General features: G+C 50.1%; 27 protein-coding genes. 1 reads left to right on the top strand and 26 read right to left on the bottom strand.

Annotation, left to right across the window (positions count from 1 at the left end; all coding sequences use genetic code 11):
* Positions 1 to 6 precede the first annotated feature (6 nt).
* The 24 genes from rpsM to rpsJ form a co-directional block, all read right to left on the bottom strand.
* On the bottom strand, positions 7 to 363 hold the full coding sequence (gene rpsM / locus KI228_RS02235; protein ID WP_012908431.1) for a 30S ribosomal protein S13: 357 nt from the start codon (positions 361 to 363) through the stop codon (positions 7 to 9).
* A gap of 146 nt (positions 364 to 509) precedes the next feature.
* Positions 510 to 626, bottom strand: coding sequence for a 50S ribosomal protein L36 (rpmJ, locus tag KI228_RS02230; RefSeq protein WP_000868187.1), 117 nt, complete (start codon positions 624 to 626; stop codon positions 510 to 512).
* Between the two features lie 31 nt (positions 627 to 657).
* Entirely contained in the window at positions 658 to 1,989 is a 1,332-nt protein-coding gene (secY, locus tag KI228_RS02225; RefSeq protein ID WP_001118864.1) for a preprotein translocase subunit SecY, read from the bottom strand.
* A gap of 7 nt (positions 1,990 to 1,996) precedes the next feature.
* Positions 1,997 to 2,431, bottom strand: coding sequence for a 50S ribosomal protein L15 (gene rplO / locus KI228_RS02220; protein ID WP_001238917.1), 435 nt, complete (start codon positions 2,429 to 2,431; stop codon positions 1,997 to 1,999).
* Positions 2,432 to 2,434: 3 nt separating this feature from the next.
* Positions 2,435 to 2,614, bottom strand: a complete 180-nt coding sequence (gene rpmD, locus KI228_RS02215) for a 50S ribosomal protein L30 (RefSeq protein ID WP_001140434.1) — start codon at positions 2,612 to 2,614, stop codon at positions 2,435 to 2,437.
* A gap of 3 nt (positions 2,615 to 2,617) precedes the next feature.
* Positions 2,618 to 3,121: a 30S ribosomal protein S5 gene (gene rpsE / locus KI228_RS02210; RefSeq protein ID WP_000940121.1), complete on the bottom strand. Its 504-nt coding sequence runs from the start codon at positions 3,119 to 3,121 to the stop codon at positions 2,618 to 2,620.
* A gap of 14 nt (positions 3,122 to 3,135) precedes the next feature.
* Positions 3,136 to 3,489 (bottom strand): 50S ribosomal protein L18, encoded by a 354-nt coding sequence (gene rplR, locus KI228_RS02205; RefSeq protein WP_000358956.1) that lies wholly within the window; start codon positions 3,487 to 3,489, stop codon positions 3,136 to 3,138.
* 9 nt (positions 3,490 to 3,498) lie between these two features.
* Positions 3,499 to 4,032 (bottom strand): 50S ribosomal protein L6, encoded by a 534-nt coding sequence (rplF, locus tag KI228_RS02200; protein ID WP_012135817.1) that lies wholly within the window; start codon positions 4,030 to 4,032, stop codon positions 3,499 to 3,501.
* Positions 4,033 to 4,044: 12 nt separating this feature from the next.
* Entirely contained in the window at positions 4,045 to 4,437 is a 393-nt protein-coding gene (gene rpsH / locus KI228_RS02195; protein ID WP_000062611.1) for a 30S ribosomal protein S8, read from the bottom strand.
* A gap of 33 nt (positions 4,438 to 4,470) precedes the next feature.
* Positions 4,471 to 4,776 (bottom strand): 30S ribosomal protein S14, encoded by a 306-nt coding sequence (gene rpsN / locus KI228_RS02190; RefSeq protein WP_001118929.1) that lies wholly within the window; start codon positions 4,774 to 4,776, stop codon positions 4,471 to 4,473.
* A 14-nt stretch (positions 4,777 to 4,790) separates the two neighbouring features.
* On the bottom strand, positions 4,791 to 5,330 hold the full coding sequence (gene rplE, locus KI228_RS02185; RefSeq protein WP_001096206.1) for a 50S ribosomal protein L5: 540 nt from the start codon (positions 5,328 to 5,330) through the stop codon (positions 4,791 to 4,793).
* 14 nt (positions 5,331 to 5,344) lie between these two features.
* Positions 5,345 to 5,659 (bottom strand): 50S ribosomal protein L24, encoded by a 315-nt coding sequence (rplX, locus tag KI228_RS02180; protein WP_015962742.1) that lies wholly within the window; start codon positions 5,657 to 5,659, stop codon positions 5,345 to 5,347.
* A 10-nt stretch (positions 5,660 to 5,669) separates the two neighbouring features.
* Positions 5,670 to 6,041: a 50S ribosomal protein L14 gene (rplN, locus tag KI228_RS02175; protein WP_000613954.1), complete on the bottom strand. Its 372-nt coding sequence runs from the start codon at positions 6,039 to 6,041 to the stop codon at positions 5,670 to 5,672.
* A 162-nt stretch (positions 6,042 to 6,203) separates the two neighbouring features.
* Positions 6,204 to 6,458 (bottom strand): 30S ribosomal protein S17, encoded by a 255-nt coding sequence (rpsQ, locus tag KI228_RS02170; protein ID WP_141227374.1) that lies wholly within the window; start codon positions 6,456 to 6,458, stop codon positions 6,204 to 6,206.
* Positions 6,458 to 6,649, bottom strand: coding sequence for a 50S ribosomal protein L29 (gene rpmC / locus KI228_RS02165; protein ID WP_000644742.1), 192 nt, complete (start codon positions 6,647 to 6,649; stop codon positions 6,458 to 6,460). Before rpmC ends, rpsQ begins: the two co-directional genes overlap by 1 nt.
* Entirely contained in the window at positions 6,649 to 7,059 is a 411-nt protein-coding gene (gene rplP, locus KI228_RS02160; RefSeq protein ID WP_000941208.1) for a 50S ribosomal protein L16, read from the bottom strand. Before rplP ends, rpmC begins: the two co-directional genes overlap by 1 nt.
* A 12-nt stretch (positions 7,060 to 7,071) precedes the next feature.
* Complete coding sequence (gene rpsC, locus KI228_RS02155) at positions 7,072 to 7,773, bottom strand: 30S ribosomal protein S3 (protein WP_000529945.1); 702 nt, start codon at positions 7,771 to 7,773, stop codon at positions 7,072 to 7,074.
* A 17-nt stretch (positions 7,774 to 7,790) separates the two neighbouring features.
* A complete protein-coding gene (gene rplV, locus KI228_RS02150; protein WP_000447529.1) occupies positions 7,791 to 8,123 on the bottom strand; it encodes a 50S ribosomal protein L22 in 333 nt (110 codons plus the stop codon).
* 14 nt (positions 8,124 to 8,137) lie between these two features.
* Positions 8,138 to 8,416, bottom strand: a complete 279-nt coding sequence (gene rpsS / locus KI228_RS02145) for a 30S ribosomal protein S19 (RefSeq protein WP_001138117.1) — start codon at positions 8,414 to 8,416, stop codon at positions 8,138 to 8,140.
* Between the two features lie 16 nt (positions 8,417 to 8,432).
* Entirely contained in the window at positions 8,433 to 9,254 is an 822-nt protein-coding gene (gene rplB, locus KI228_RS02140) for a 50S ribosomal protein L2 (RefSeq protein WP_000301864.1), read from the bottom strand.
* Between the two features lie 17 nt (positions 9,255 to 9,271).
* Entirely contained in the window at positions 9,272 to 9,574 is a 303-nt protein-coding gene (gene rplW, locus KI228_RS02135; protein WP_000617546.1) for a 50S ribosomal protein L23, read from the bottom strand.
* Positions 9,571 to 10,176: a 50S ribosomal protein L4 gene (gene rplD / locus KI228_RS02130; RefSeq protein ID WP_000424395.1), complete on the bottom strand. Its 606-nt coding sequence runs from the start codon at positions 10,174 to 10,176 to the stop codon at positions 9,571 to 9,573. Before rplD ends, rplW begins: the two co-directional genes overlap by 4 nt.
* A 10-nt stretch (positions 10,177 to 10,186) precedes the next feature.
* Positions 10,187 to 10,816 (bottom strand): 50S ribosomal protein L3, encoded by a 630-nt coding sequence (gene rplC / locus KI228_RS02125; RefSeq protein WP_042998378.1) that lies wholly within the window; start codon positions 10,814 to 10,816, stop codon positions 10,187 to 10,189.
* A gap of 32 nt (positions 10,817 to 10,848) precedes the next feature.
* Positions 10,849 to 11,160: a 30S ribosomal protein S10 gene (gene rpsJ, locus KI228_RS02120; RefSeq protein ID WP_001181005.1), complete on the bottom strand. Its 312-nt coding sequence runs from the start codon at positions 11,158 to 11,160 to the stop codon at positions 10,849 to 10,851.
* A gap of 378 nt (positions 11,161 to 11,538) precedes the next feature.
* Here rpsJ and KI228_RS02115 point away from each other — a divergent pair, with 378 nt between their 5' ends.
* Positions 11,539 to 12,021 carry a prepilin peptidase gene (locus tag KI228_RS02115; protein ID WP_042998379.1) on the top strand — a complete coding sequence of 161 codons (483 nt, stop codon included), beginning with the start codon at positions 11,539 to 11,541 and terminating at the stop codon, positions 12,019 to 12,021.
* On the opposite strand, the gene bfr is transcribed toward KI228_RS02115, so the two are convergent.
* Positions 12,005 to 12,481, bottom strand: coding sequence for a bacterioferritin (bfr, locus tag KI228_RS02110; RefSeq protein WP_042998380.1), 477 nt, complete (start codon positions 12,479 to 12,481; stop codon positions 12,005 to 12,007). The genes KI228_RS02115 and bfr overlap by 17 nt on opposite strands.
* 72 nt (positions 12,482 to 12,553) lie before the next feature.
* The gene (gene bfd / locus KI228_RS02105) at positions 12,554 to 12,748 is read right to left on the bottom strand and encodes a bacterioferritin-associated ferredoxin (protein WP_012135433.1); all 195 of its coding nucleotides are present in this window, start codon (positions 12,746 to 12,748) and stop codon (positions 12,554 to 12,556) included.
* Positions 12,749 to 12,873 lie beyond the last annotated feature (125 nt).

Below are 12,873 nucleotides of genomic sequence, written 5' to 3'. Positions count from 1 at the left end.
CCCCGATTATTTCTTGATCGGTTTGCGCGGACCCTTACGGGTACGTGCGTTGGTCTTAGTACGCTGACCGCGCACTGGCAGACCACGACGATGACGCAAACCGCGATAGCAACCAAGATCCATCAGGCGCTTGATGCTCATGCTGATTTCACGGCGCAGATCACCTTCAACGACAAATTTGGCAACTTCGTCACGCAGCGTGTCGATTTGTCCTTCAGACAGCTCACTGATCTTAACATTTTCAGCGATACCCGCTGCAGCCAGGATGGCTTTAGAACGGGTCTTACCGATGCCGTAGATCGACGTTAACGCGATCACAGCATGTTTTTGATCAGGAATGTTAATGCCTGCTATACGGGCCACTATGCACTCCTACTATTTAATATGTACGCACCATGCTGAAAAGCCCGTTTTCAGGATACTCAAATGGAAACGTACAGACATACAAAAGATTGGCTGGCTAATCTAGCCAGCTCAACCCAACTTTGCAAGAAAAATATGCGAATAAATCAGCCTTGGCGCTGTTTATGCTTCGGCTCGGCACTGCAAATCACACGGATGACACCATCACGCTTAACGATCTTGCAGTTACGGCATAATTTCTTGACGGAAGCACGAACTTTCATTTTTACTCTCCGTAACTTCTCGGGCGACCAATTATCGGCCGTAGCCTTTCAGGTTCGCCTTCTTCAATGCAGACTCGTACTGACTAGACATCATCAGAGTTTGCACTTGAGCCATAAAGTCCATAATCACGACAACAACGATAAGCAGTGAGGTCCCACCGAAGTAGAACGGTACTTTCATTGCATCACGCATGAACTCCGGGATCAGGCAGATAAAGGTAATGTAGAGCGCACCGACCAAGGTCAGGCGGGTCATTACTTTATCGATATACTTCGCCGTTTGCTCTCCCGGACGAATTCCTGGTACAAATGCACCGGACTTCTTCAGGTTATCTGCTGTTTCACGCGGGTTGAAGACCAACGCCGTGTAGAAGAAACAGAAGAAGATGATTGCAGACGCATAGAGTAACACATAAAGCGGTTGCCCAGGCTGCAAATACAGCGAAATTGTTGTCAGCCAGTTCCAACCAGTACCGCCCCCGAACCATGACGCGATGGTTGCCGGGAACAGAATAATACTGGAAGCGAAGATTGCCGGGATTACCCCCGCCATATTCACTTTCAGCGGTAAATGTGTGCTCTGTGCAGCATAGACACGACGACCTTGCTGACGTTTAGCGTAGTTTACCACAATGCGGCGTTGACCACGCTCAACAAATACAACAAAGAACGTCACTGCAAATACTAATACTGCAACCAACAGCAACACGAGGAAGTGCAGGTCGCCTTGACGCGCTTGCTCGATAGTATGGGCAATGGCTGGCGGGAGGCCCGCGACAATACCGGCGAAGATAATGATCGAGATACCGTTACCGATACCACGTTCAGTAATCTGTTCGCCCAACCACATCAGGAACATCGTCCCTGTGACCAGACTGACAACAGCGGTGAAGTAGAATGCAAAGCCTGGATTCATCACCAGACCTTGCATACCAGGCATATTCGGCAGACCGGTAGCAATACCGATCGACTGGAATATGGCCAACACCAGAGTACCGTAGCGGGTGTACTGGCTGATCTTACGACGACCAGACTCCCCTTCTTTCTTGATTTCTGCCAGCGTTGGGTGAACCACCGTCAGCAGCTGGATAATAATTGATGCCGAAATATACGGCATAATACCCAGGGCAAAGATAGAAGCACGGCTGAGAGCACCACCAGAGAACATGTTAAACATTTCAATGATGGTGCCTCGCTGTTGCTCAAGCAGTTTGGCAAGTACAGCGGCATCAATACCAGGGATCGGAATGAAAGAGCCAATACGGAACACGATAAGCGCACCGATAACAAACAGCAGTCTGCGTTTCAGCTCGCCTAAGCCACCTTTGGCACTTTGAAAATCTAATCCCGGTTGTTTAGCCATCTGCTACTTATTCCTCGATTTTACCGCCAGCAGCTTCGATAGCAGCACGAGCGCCTTTAGTAACACGCAGACCACGAACAGTTACCGGAGTAGTGACTTCACCAGCCAGGATCACTTTCGCGAACTCGATCTGGATACCGATAATGTTAGCCGCTTTCAGCGTGTTCAGGTCTACAACACCGCCTTCCACTTTCGCCAGGTCAGACAGACGAACTTCGGCTGTAATCGCTGCTTTGCGAGAAGTGAAGCCGAATTTCGGCAGACGACGGTACAGAGGCATCTGACCACCCTCGAAACCGCGACGTACGCCACCGCCAGAACGAGACTTCTGACCTTTGTGACCACGACCACCGGTTTTACCGAGGCCAGAACCGATACCACGACCCAGGCGTTTACCCGCCTTTTTGGAGCCTTCGGCCGGAGACAGAGTATTTAAACGCATCTCTTACTCCTCAACTTTAACCATGAAGGAAACCGCGTTGACCATACCACGAACAGCAGGAGTATCCTCGCGCTCTACGGTGTGACCAATACGACGCAGACCCAGGCCAAGCAGCGTTGCCTTGTGTTTCGGCAGACGACCGATTGCACTGCGGGTTTGAGTAATTTTAATAGTCTTTGCCATGGTTTATTTCCCCAGAATTTCTTCAACGGATTTACCACGCTTGGCAGCGACCATTTCTGGAGAATTCATATTTTCCAGGCCATCAATAGTTGCACGAACCACGTTGATCGGGTTGGTGGAACCATATGCTTTAGCCAGAACGTTATGAACTCCAGCAACTTCCAGAACGGCGCGCATTGCACCACCGGCGATGATACCGGTACCTTCGGAAGCTGGCTGCATGAATACACGAGAACCCGTGTGAACACCTTTAACCGGGTGTTGCAGGGTGCCGTTGTTCAGCGCGACGTTAATCATATTGCGACGGGCTTTTTCCATCGCTTTCTGGATCGCTGCTGGAACTTCACGCGCTTTACCGTAACCAAAACCAACGCGACCGTTACCATCGCCTACTACAGTCAGAGCTGTGAAGGAGAAAATACGACCACCTTTTACGGTTTTAGATACGCGGTTTACCGCGATCAGCTTTTCCTGCAGTTCGCCAGCTTGTTTTTCGATGTGAGCCATCTTACACCTCTACCTTAGAACTGAAGGCCAGCTTCACGGGCAGCATCTGCCAGTGCCTGGACACGACCATGATATTGGAACCCGGAACGGTCAAAGGACACATCTTTGATGCCTTTTTCCAGAGCGCGTTCAGCGACAGCTTTACCCACAGCTGCAGCCGCGTCTTTGTTACCGGTGTACTTCAGTTGTTCAGCGATAGCTTTTTCTACAGTAGAAGCAGCTACCAGAACTTCAGAACCGTTCGGTGCAATTACCTGTGCGTAAATATGACGCGGGGTACGATGTACCACCAGGCGAGTTGCGCCCAGCTCTTTGAGCTTGCGGCGTGCGCGGGTCGCACGACGGATACGAGCAGATTTCTTATCCATAGTGTTACCTTACTTCTTCTTAGCCTCTTTGGTACGCACGACTTCGTCGGCGTAACGAACACCCTTGCCTTTGTAAGGCTCAGGACGACGGTAGGCACGCAGATCTGCTGCAACCTGGCCGATCACCTGCTTATCAGCGCCTTTCAGCACGATTTCAGTTTGAGTCGGACATTCTGCAGTAATCCCTGCCGGCAGCTGATGGTCAACCGGGTGTGAGAAACCTAATGACAGGTTTACTACGTTCCCTTTAACCGCTGCACGATAACCTACACCAACCAGCTGCAGCTTCTTAGTGAAGCCTTCGGTAACACCGATAACCATTGAGTTCAGCAGGGCACGCGCGGTACCAGCCTGAGCCCAACCGTCTACGTAACCATCACGCGGACCGAAGGTCAGTGCATTATCTGCATGTTTAACTTCAACAGCATCGTTGAGAGTACGAGTCAGCTCGCCGTTTTTACCTTTGATCGTAATAACCTGACCGTTGATTTTTACATCAACGCCGGCAGGAACAACGACCGGTGCTTTAGCAACACGAGACATTTTTTCCTCCGATTAGGCTACGTAGCAGATAATTTCGCCACCAAGACCAGCCTGGCGCGCTGCACGATCAGTCATAACACCTTTAGAGGTAGAAACAACCGCGATACCCAGACCCGCCATAACTTTCGGCAGCTCATCTTTACGTTTATAGATGCGCAGACCTGGGCGACTGACACGCTGAATGCTTTCTACAACAGCTTTACCCTGGAAATACTTAAGAGTCAGTTCCAGTTCCGGCTTGGTGTCGCCTTCAACTTTAAAATCTTCAATAAAACCTTCTTCCTTCAGCACGTTGGCAATTGCCACTTTCAGCTTGGAGGAAGGCATGGTGACCGCAGCTTTGTTCGCGGCCTGACCGTTACGGATACGGGTCAGCATATCCGCGATCGGATCTTGCATGCTCATCTGTCTTTACTCCCGTGATTCAATTGGTGACAATTACCAGCTAGCCTTTTTCAAGCCTGGTACTTCACCGCGCATAGCGGCTTCACGTAGCTTGATACGGCTCAACCCGAACTTGCCCACATAACCATGTGGACGACCTGTTTGACGGCAGCGGTTACGCTGACGAGACGGGCTGGAATCACGCGGCAGAGACTGCAGCTTAAGAACAGCGTTCCAACGATCTTCGTCGGAAGCGTTCACATCAGAGATGATCGCTTTCAGTTCAGCGCGTTTCGCGAAGTATTTATCAGCTAAAGCTACGCGTTTTACTTCGCGTGCTTTCATTGATTGCTTAGCCATTCAGTAACCCTACCTTACTTGCGGAACGGGAAGTCAAAGGCAGCCAGCAGAGCACGGCCTTCTTCGTCAGATTTCGCAGTAGTGGTAATGGTAATATCCAAACCACGAACGCGGTCGACTTTATCGTAGTCGATTTCTGGGAAGATGATCTGCTCACGGACACCCATGCTGTAGTTACCACGACCGTCGAATGACTTAGCGGACAAGCCACGGAAGTCACGGATACGCGGTACAGCAATAGTGATCAGGCGCTCAAAGAACTCCCACATGCGTTCGCCACGCAGAGTTACTTTACAGCCGATCGGATAGCCCTGACGGATTTTGAAGCCTGCAACAGATTTGCGTGCTTTGGTGATCAACGGCTTTTGACCGGAGATTGCTGTCAGATCAGCTGCTGCATTATCCAGCAGTTTCTTGTCAGCGATCGCTTCACCAACACCCATGTTCAGGGTGATCTTCTCGACCCGAGGGACTTGCATGACAGAATTGTAGTTAAACTCAGTCATGAGTTTATTAACTACTTCGTCTTTGTAGTAATCATGCAGTTTCGCCATCGTACTACTCCAAATTACTTGATAGTTTCGCTGTTAGACTTGAAGAAACGGACTTTTTTGCCGTCTTCGAATCTAAAGCCTACACGGTCAGCCTTGCCGGTTGCCGCATTGAAGATTGCAATGTTAGAGATCTGAATAGCTGCTTCTTTCTCTACAATGCCGCCTGGTTGGTTCAGAGCCGGAACTGGCTTCTGGTGTTTCTTAACCAGGTTGATACCTTCAACGATGACCTTGCCGGAAGACAGGACATTCTTAACTTTACCGCGTTTACCTTTATCTTTACCGGTTAACACGATAACTTCGTCATCACGACGGATTTTCGCTGCCATGATTCGCTCCTTAGAGTACTTCTGGTGCCAGAGAGATAATTTTCATGAACTTCTCGTTGCGAAGTTCACGAGTTACCGGCCCAAAAATACGCGTACCGATAGGCTGCTCGCTGTTATTGTTTAAAATAACGCATGCATTACCATCGAAGCGAATGACAGAACCGTCCGGGCGACGAACACCCTTCTTGGTGCGCACCACTACCGCCTTCAGCACATCACCTTTTTTGACCTTACCACGCGGAATTGCTTCTTTGATGGTGATCTTGATGATGTCGCCTACGCCTGCGTAGCGACGGTGCGAGCCACCCAGAACCTTGATACACATTACGCGACGTGCACCGGAGTTGTCGGCGACGTTCAGCATAGTCTGTTCTTGGATCATTTTAGTGCTCCGCTAATGTCAACTACTACTGAGACCCGAAATCAGGTCGTTAAAAAAGCCCCATATCGAGGGCGCGGCATTATAACACCGCTCTCAGGATATGGGTAGAAAAAATAAACGGCCCATCGCTGAGCCGTTTATTCGTTGAGAACGCGTACTGTATTACAGAACCGCTTTCTCTACAACGCGAACCAGCGTCCAGGACTTAGTCTTGGACAGCGGACGGCATTCACGGATTTCAACCTTGTCGCCGATACCGCATTCGTTGTTCTCGTCATGTACGTGCAGTTTGGTCGTACGCTTAATGAATTTACCGTAGATCGGGTGTTTCACAAAACGTTCGATAGCAACAACAATGGATTTATCCATTTTGTCGCTAACAACGCGACCTTGCAGAGTACGGATTTTATCGGTCATTACGCACCCGCCTTCTCAGTCAGTAAAGTCTTAACGCGTGCGACATCACGACGCACTTGCTTCAACAGGTGAGACTGTTGCAGCTGGCCACTTGCAGCCTGCATACGCAGGTTGAACTGCTCACGCAGCAGGTTCAGCAGCTCGGTGTTCAGCTCTTCAACACTCTTCTCACGCAGCTCTTTTGCTTTCATTACATCACCGTCTTAGTTACAAAGGTGGTTTTAATCGGCAGTTTCGCTGCTGCCAGCTTGAATGCTTCACGGGCCAGCTCTTCCGGTACGCCGTCCATTTCATACAGGACTTTACCCGGCTGAATCAAGGCAACCCAATACTCCACGTTACCTTTACCTTTACCCATACGCACTGCCAGCGGCTTTTCAGTGATCGGTTTGTCCGGGAATACACGGATCCAGATCTTACCTTGACGCTTAACTGCACGGGTCATAGCACGACGTGCTGCTTCGATCTGACGGGCAGTCAGACGACCACGGCCAACAGCTTTCAGACCGAAGCTGCCGAAGCTAACATCCGCGCCAGCAGCCAGACCGCGGTTACGGCCTTTGTGCATTTTACGGAATTTTGTACGCTTTGGTTGTAACATCAGCGACGCTCCTTATTTACGGCCTTTACGCTGCTGCTTTTTAGGTTGAGCAGCCGGTTTTTCCGGTTGTTCAACAGCAGCCATACCACCCAGGATCTCGCCTTTGAAGATCCATACCTTAACGCCGATTACACCGTAAGTGGTGTGCGCTTCAGAGGTGTTGTAGTCGATGTCAGCACGCAGAGTGTGCAGCGGTACGCGACCTTCGCGGTACCATTCGGTACGTGCGATTTCCGCGCCGCCCAGACGGCCGCTAACTTCAACTTTGATCCCTTTAGCGCCCAGACGCATTGCGTTCTGTACAGCACGCTTCATCGCACGACGGAACATAACACGACGTTCCAGCTGAGAAGTGATGCTGTCAGCAACCAGTTTTGCGTCCAGTTCAGGTTTACGAACTTCGGCGATATTGATCTGTGCAGGAACGCCAGCGATATCCGCTACGACCTTACGCAGTTTTTCTACGTCTTCACCTTTCTTACCGATAACGATACCCGGGCGAGCAGTGTGAATAGTCACACGGATGCTCTTAGCCGGACGCTCGATAACGATACGAGATACGGACGCTTTAGCCAGTTCCTTAGTCAGGTACTGACGTACTTTAAAATCGCTGTCCAGGTTGTCAGCGAATTCTTTGGTGTTCGCAAACCAGGTAGAGTTCCATGGTTTTACAATACCCAGGCGAATACCATTAGGATGTACTTTCTGACCCATTGCTAGTCTCCAGAGTCTCAGCGATCGGACACAACCACAGTGATGTGGCTGGTGCGCTTCAGGATGCGATCTGCACGACCTTTTGCACGCGGCATAATGCGCTTCATGCTCGGGCCTTCGTCTACGAAAATTTTCGTAACTTTCAGATCGTCAATGTCAGCGCCATCGTTGTGTTCAGCGTTAGCAATGGCAGATTCCAGTACCTTCTTGACCAGTACAGCCGCTTTCTTGTTGGTGTAGGTCAGAATATCCAGAGCCTGCGACACTTTCTTACCGCGAATCAGGTCAGCAACAAGGCGAACCTTCTGAGCAGAAGAACGAGCATGGCGATGTTTAGCGATAGTTTCCATCTCTTCCTCCTACCTTATTTCTTCTTCGCTTTTTTATCAGCAGCATGGCCGCGATAAGTACGAGTCGGTGCGAATTCACCCAGTTTGTGACCGACCATTTCATCGGTTACAAATACTGGAACGTGCTGACGACCATTATGGACAGCGATGGTCAAACCGATCATGTTAGGAAAGATCGTTGAACGACGGGACCAAGTGCGCAGGGGCTTCTTGTCTCCGCTTTCCACCGCTTTCTCTACCTTCTTCAGCAAGTGCAGGTCAATAAAAGGACCTTTCTTGAGAGAACGTGGCATGGCTTATCCTCTAAAATTATTTGCTACGGCGACGTACGATGAATTTATCAGTACGCTTGTTGCTGCGGGTCTTCTTACCTTTGGTCTGAACGCCCCACGGAGTTACCGGGTGCTTACCAAAGTTACGACCTTCACCACCACCATGTGGGTGGTCGACTGGGTTCATCGCGGTACCGCGAACGGTCGGACGAACACCACGCCAGCGTGCAGCACCTGCTTTACCCAGAACGCGCAGCATATGCTCAGCATTGCCAACTTCGCCCAGAGTTGCACGGCAGTCTGCTTCGACTTTACGCATTTCACCAGAACGCAGACGCAGGGTGACATAAGCACCATCACGAGCAACGATCTGAACGTAAGTACCAGCGGAACGTGCCAGCTGACCGCCTTTACCTGGTTTCATTTCTACGTTATGAACGGTAGAACCAACCGGGATATTGCGCATCGGCAGGGTGTTGCCTGGTTTGATTGCAGCATCAACGCCAGATTGGATCTGGTCGCCCGCTTTCAGGCCTTTAGGGGCCAGGATGTAACGGCGCTCACCGTCTTTGTACAGAACCAGCGCGATGTTCGCGGAACGGTTCGGATCGTACTCAAGACGTTCAACAACTGCCGGAATACCATCTTTGTTGCGTTTGAAGTCAACAATACGGTATGCCTGCTTGTGGCCACCACCGATATGACGGGTGGTGATACGGCCATTGTTGTTACGACCACCGGATTTGCTGTTTTTTTCCAGCAACGGAGCAAAAGGTTTGCCCTTGTGCAGCTCAGGGTTAACCACTTTAACTACGTGGCGACGACCCGGAGATGTCGGTTTACATTTAACAACTGCCATTGTATTACTCCTCCGACTTACTCAGCGCCGCCAACGAAGTCCAGATTCTGGCCTTCCTTCAGGGTGACGTAAGCTTTTTTCCAGTCGCTACGACGACCGATACGCTGTCCGTGACGTTTAACTTTCCCTTTAACAACCAGGGTGTTAACGACTTCGACTTCGACTTCAAACAGTTTCTGCACAGCAGCTTTGATCTCTGCTTTGGTCGCGTCTTTAGCAACTTTGAGAACGATGGTGTTAGTTTTTTCCATCGCAGTAGACGCTTTTTCAGAAACGTGCGGTGCACGCAGCACCTTCAGCAGACGTTCTTCACGAATCATGCCAGCATCTCCTCAACTTGCTTAACAGCATCAGCAGTCATTACGACTTTGTCGAAGGCGATCAGGCTAACCGGGTCGATACCAGTTGCATCGCGTACGTCAACCTTGTGCAGGTTGCGCGCAGCCAGGAACAGGTTTTCGTCCAGCTCACCGGTGATGATCAGCACATCTTCCAGAGCCATGTCTTTCAGTTTCTGTGCCAGCAGCTTAGTTTTAGGCGCTTCTACAGAGAACTTCTCGACAACGATCAGACGATCCTGACGTACCAGTTCGGACAGAATGCTTTTCAGCGCGCCGCGGTACATCTTTTTGTTTACTTTTTGACTGTGGTCCTGCGGACGAGCAGCGAAGGTTACGCCACCGGAACGCCAGATCGGGCTCTTGATAGAACCTGAACGCGCACGGCCGGTACCTTTCTGGCGCCACGGTTTTTTGCCTGAACCAGTTACTTCAGCACGAGTCTTCTGAGCACGAGTACCCTGACGAGCACCAGCTGCATAAGCAACAACAACCTGGTGAACCAGCGCTTCGTTGAAATCACGACCGAAGGTAGTTTCGGAAACAGTCAGCGCGCTCTGCGCGTCTTTCAATACTAATTCCATTGCTATCCCCTTACGCCTTCACAGCTGGTTTAACGATCAGGTCGCAACCGGTCGCACCCGGAACACCACCTTTAACCAGCAGCAGGTTGCGCTCAGCGTCAACGCGTACTACGTCAAGGCTCTGAACGGTTACACGCTCGTTACCCATCTGGCCTGCCATTTTCTTGCCTTTGAACACTTTGCCCGGAGTCTGGTTCTGACCGATAGAACCCGGAACGCGGTGAGACAAGGAGTTACCGTGAGTCGCGTCCTGGGTACGGAAGTTCCAGCGCTTAACGGTACCTGCGAAACCTTTACCTTTAGAGGTACCGGTTACGTCAACTTTTTTAACGTCAGCAAACAGTTCAACGCTAATGCTCTGACCAACAGTGAATTCTTCACCATCTGCCAGACGGAACTCCCACAGGCCGCGGCCAGCTTCTACGCCAGCTTTAGCAAAGTGACCAGCTTCCGGCTTGGTTACACGGTTAGCTTTTTTAGCACCCGTGGTAACCTGAATAGCACGATAGCCATCGCTAGCCAGATCTTTAACCTGAGTAACGCGGTTTGCTTCAACTTCGATTACGGTTACTGGGATAGATACGCCATCTTCAGTGAAGATGCGGGTCATACCCACTTTTTTACCGACTAAACCAATCATTGTATCAACCTCTCAATCGCTCGATGACCTGATTAACCCAGGCTGATCTGCACGTCTACACCGGCAGCCAGGTCCAGACGCATCAGAGCATCAACGGTTTTTTCAGTTGGCTCAACGATGTCAACCAGACGCTTGTGAGTACGAATCTCGTACTGATCACGCGCGTCTTTGTTGACGTGCGGAGAGATCAGAACGGTGAAACGCTCTTTGCGGGTCGGCAGCGGGATCGGACCACGGACTTGCGCACCAGTGCGCTTAGCAGTCTCGACGATTTCCGCGGTTGATTGATCGATCAGACGATGATCAAACGCTTTAAGGCGGATACGGATTCTTTGGTTCTGCATGAGACCAGAGCTCCAATTATTTTATAAACGAAAATGATTACTCCTCAGACCCATTACGATTGATGGGAGAGTGTAACCGTTCTTACGTAGCTCCCCGATTGGGAGCATTGTTAGACAGCCAAATCGGCTATCCGAGGTTCAGATCGAACCTGCCGTCAATTAAGACAAGCCCGCGCATTATACGCAAATATCAGTCTGAAGCAAGTGTCGCGTAGATATTAAACACTTCGCGCGTAATGCGAACAGGGTTCCGGGATTGTATGTTGTGAAAGAAACGCAGCGGATTTACTGGAAAGCATCCCGCAATACCCATAATAGCGCCTTGCTCCCTTATCAACCTTCTTTAAAGTAACGCCATGGTTGATGGAGGATGACACGATGTCTGCTGCCCTACCCTTTCTGCTGCTGTATACCGCATTGTCTTTAACTCTGAGTTTCTGCGATATGCGCAGCAGACGACTGCCGGACCGGTTTACCTGCCCGTTGCTGTGGGGTGGATTCATCTTTCACCTGTGCATCATCCCGACACAACTTGCCGATGCCGTATGGGGCGCCGTCGCGGGTTACGCCAGCTTTGCCTTTATCTACTGGAGTTATTGGCTGCTTCGTAAGCGAGAAGGACTCGGCTATGGTGATGTGAAATTCCTTGCCGCACTAGGTGCCTGGCATGGGTGGATGTTTTTGCCTTCATTAGTCTTTTGGGCGGCGCTACTGGGGTGTTTCGGTATCGTGGTTGTGGGGATAGTGCATGGAAAGTCGGCATTAAAAAACCCGCTGCCTTTTGGGCCATTTCTGGCAGCTGCGGGTTTCATCACCGGATATTGTCGTCTCACCTCAGGGGCGATTAGCTGGTCACTTTGATTTGCGACTGCAGATAATTTTGCAGGCCAATTTTCGAGATGAGATCCAGTTCTGTCTCCAGCCAGTCGATATGTCCTTCTTCATCCGCAAGGATTTCGATCATCATATCCCGGCTGACATAATCATGAACGGTATCGGCATAGGCGATAGCTTCACGTAAGTTTTTCGCCCCTTCGAGCTCTAACCGAAGATCGGACTGCAGCATCTCTTCGACATCTTCGCCAATCCCCAATTTGCCGAGATCCTGTAGGTTCGGGATCCCTTCCAGAAACAAAATACGCTCAATATATTTATCCGCGTGTTTCATTTCATCGATGGATTCATGGTACTCGATCTCATTGAGGCGAGTCAGGCCCCAATTTTTGAACATACGTGCATGGAGAAAATACTGGTTGATCGCGACAAGCTCATTTCCCAATAGTTTATTGAGATAATTTATGATTTTAACATCACCTTTCATTTTATAGTCCCTCCGCTTCCACTCTCCAGAGCATAGATGGGGCTACAGGGATGTCAAAAAAAAGAGTGTGACTCAGGCGATCTCTTTAAATTCTGGCATTTGCATTAATTCATCCTGCATGACTTCGCGTGCCGCACGAACGCATTTACCGCATTGATTTCCCACAGGAATAAACTTGCGTAACTGCTGGAAGGATTGAGGATGAAACTGACGTACCGCCTGGCGAATTTTTTTATCACTTACACCATTACACAAACAAACGTACATGATCGCTCCCGTTCAATTTCTGCGCAAAGTGTAAATGAGAATAGTTATAATTACAATAGCACAATTATCTCTGCGTAACGGGAGCGGAGTTAAAATTGCGAAGAAATGTGACAAGACAAATAACG

This window comes from Citrobacter amalonaticus (genome assembly GCF_018323885.1).
In the GTDB taxonomy this organism is placed as follows: Bacteria; Pseudomonadota; Gammaproteobacteria; order Enterobacterales; family Enterobacteriaceae; genus Citrobacter_A; species Citrobacter_A amalonaticus.
This window is presented reverse-complemented; position numbering and strand designations above follow the sequence as displayed.

What these genes read in the sequence shown, in the direction of transcription:
- rpmJ (WP_000868187.1), bottom strand. Translation starts at nt 626, where the DNA reads ATGAAAGTTCGTGCTTCCGTCAAGAAATTATGCCGTAACTGCAAGATC.
- secY (WP_001118864.1), bottom strand. Translation starts at nt 1,989, where the DNA reads ATGGCTAAACAACCGGGATTAGATTTTCAAAGTGCCAAAGGTGGCTTA.
- rplO (WP_001238917.1), bottom strand. Translation starts at nt 2,431, where the DNA reads ATGCGTTTAAATACTCTGTCTCCGGCCGAAGGCTCCAAAAAGGCGGGT.
- rpmD (WP_001140434.1), bottom strand. Translation starts at nt 2,614, where the DNA reads ATGGCAAAGACTATTAAAATTACTCAAACCCGCAGTGCAATCGGTCGT.
- rpsE (WP_000940121.1), bottom strand. Translation starts at nt 3,121, where the DNA reads ATGGCTCACATCGAAAAACAAGCTGGCGAACTGCAGGAAAAGCTGATC.
- rplR (WP_000358956.1), bottom strand. Translation starts at nt 3,489, where the DNA reads ATGGATAAGAAATCTGCTCGTATCCGTCGTGCGACCCGCGCACGCCGC.
- rplF (WP_012135817.1), bottom strand. Translation starts at nt 4,032, where the DNA reads ATGTCTCGTGTTGCTAAAGCACCGGTCGTTGTTCCTGCCGGCGTTGAT.
- rpsH (WP_000062611.1), bottom strand. Translation starts at nt 4,437, where the DNA reads ATGAGCATGCAAGATCCGATCGCGGATATGCTGACCCGTATCCGTAAC.
- rpsN (WP_001118929.1), bottom strand. Translation starts at nt 4,776, where the DNA reads ATGGCTAAGCAATCAATGAAAGCACGCGAAGTAAAACGCGTAGCTTTA.
- rplE (WP_001096206.1), bottom strand. Translation starts at nt 5,330, where the DNA reads ATGGCGAAACTGCATGATTACTACAAAGACGAAGTAGTTAATAAACTC.
- rplX (WP_015962742.1), bottom strand. Translation starts at nt 5,659, where the DNA reads ATGGCAGCGAAAATCCGTCGTGATGACGAAGTTATCGTGTTAACCGGT.
- rplN (WP_000613954.1), bottom strand. Translation starts at nt 6,041, where the DNA reads ATGATCCAAGAACAGACTATGCTGAACGTCGCCGACAACTCCGGTGCA.
- rpsQ (WP_141227374.1), bottom strand. Translation starts at nt 6,458, where the DNA reads ATGACCGATAAAATCCGTACTCTGCAAGGTCGCGTTGTTAGCGACAAA.
- rpmC (WP_000644742.1), bottom strand. Translation starts at nt 6,649, where the DNA reads ATGAAAGCAAAAGAGCTGCGTGAGAAGAGTGTTGAAGAGCTGAACACC.
- rplP (WP_000941208.1), bottom strand. Translation starts at nt 7,059, where the DNA reads ATGTTACAACCAAAGCGTACAAAATTCCGTAAAATGCACAAAGGCCGT.
- rpsC (WP_000529945.1), bottom strand. Translation starts at nt 7,773, where the DNA reads ATGGGTCAGAAAGTACATCCTAATGGTATTCGCCTGGGTATTGTAAAA.
- rplV (WP_000447529.1), bottom strand. Translation starts at nt 8,123, where the DNA reads ATGGAAACTATCGCTAAACATCGCCATGCTCGTTCTTCTGCTCAGAAG.
- rpsS (WP_001138117.1), bottom strand. Translation starts at nt 8,416, where the DNA reads ATGCCACGTTCTCTCAAGAAAGGTCCTTTTATTGACCTGCACTTGCTG.
- rplB (WP_000301864.1), bottom strand. Translation starts at nt 9,254, where the DNA reads ATGGCAGTTGTTAAATGTAAACCGACATCTCCGGGTCGTCGCCACGTA.
- rplW (WP_000617546.1), bottom strand. Translation starts at nt 9,574, where the DNA reads ATGATTCGTGAAGAACGTCTGCTGAAGGTGCTGCGTGCACCGCACGTT.
- rplD (WP_000424395.1), bottom strand. Translation starts at nt 10,176, where the DNA reads ATGGAATTAGTATTGAAAGACGCGCAGAGCGCGCTGACTGTTTCCGAA.
- rplC (WP_042998378.1), bottom strand. Translation starts at nt 10,816, where the DNA reads ATGATTGGTTTAGTCGGTAAAAAAGTGGGTATGACCCGCATCTTCACT.
- rpsJ (WP_001181005.1), bottom strand. Translation starts at nt 11,160, where the DNA reads ATGCAGAACCAAAGAATCCGTATCCGCCTTAAAGCGTTTGATCATCGT.
- KI228_RS02115 (WP_042998379.1), top strand. Translation starts at nt 11,539, where the DNA reads ATGTCTGCTGCCCTACCCTTTCTGCTGCTGTATACCGCATTGTCTTTA.
- bfr (WP_042998380.1), bottom strand. Translation starts at nt 12,481, where the DNA reads ATGAAAGGTGATGTTAAAATCATAAATTATCTCAATAAACTATTGGGA.
- bfd (WP_012135433.1), bottom strand. Translation starts at nt 12,748, where the DNA reads ATGTACGTTTGTTTGTGTAATGGTGTAAGTGATAAAAAAATTCGCCAG.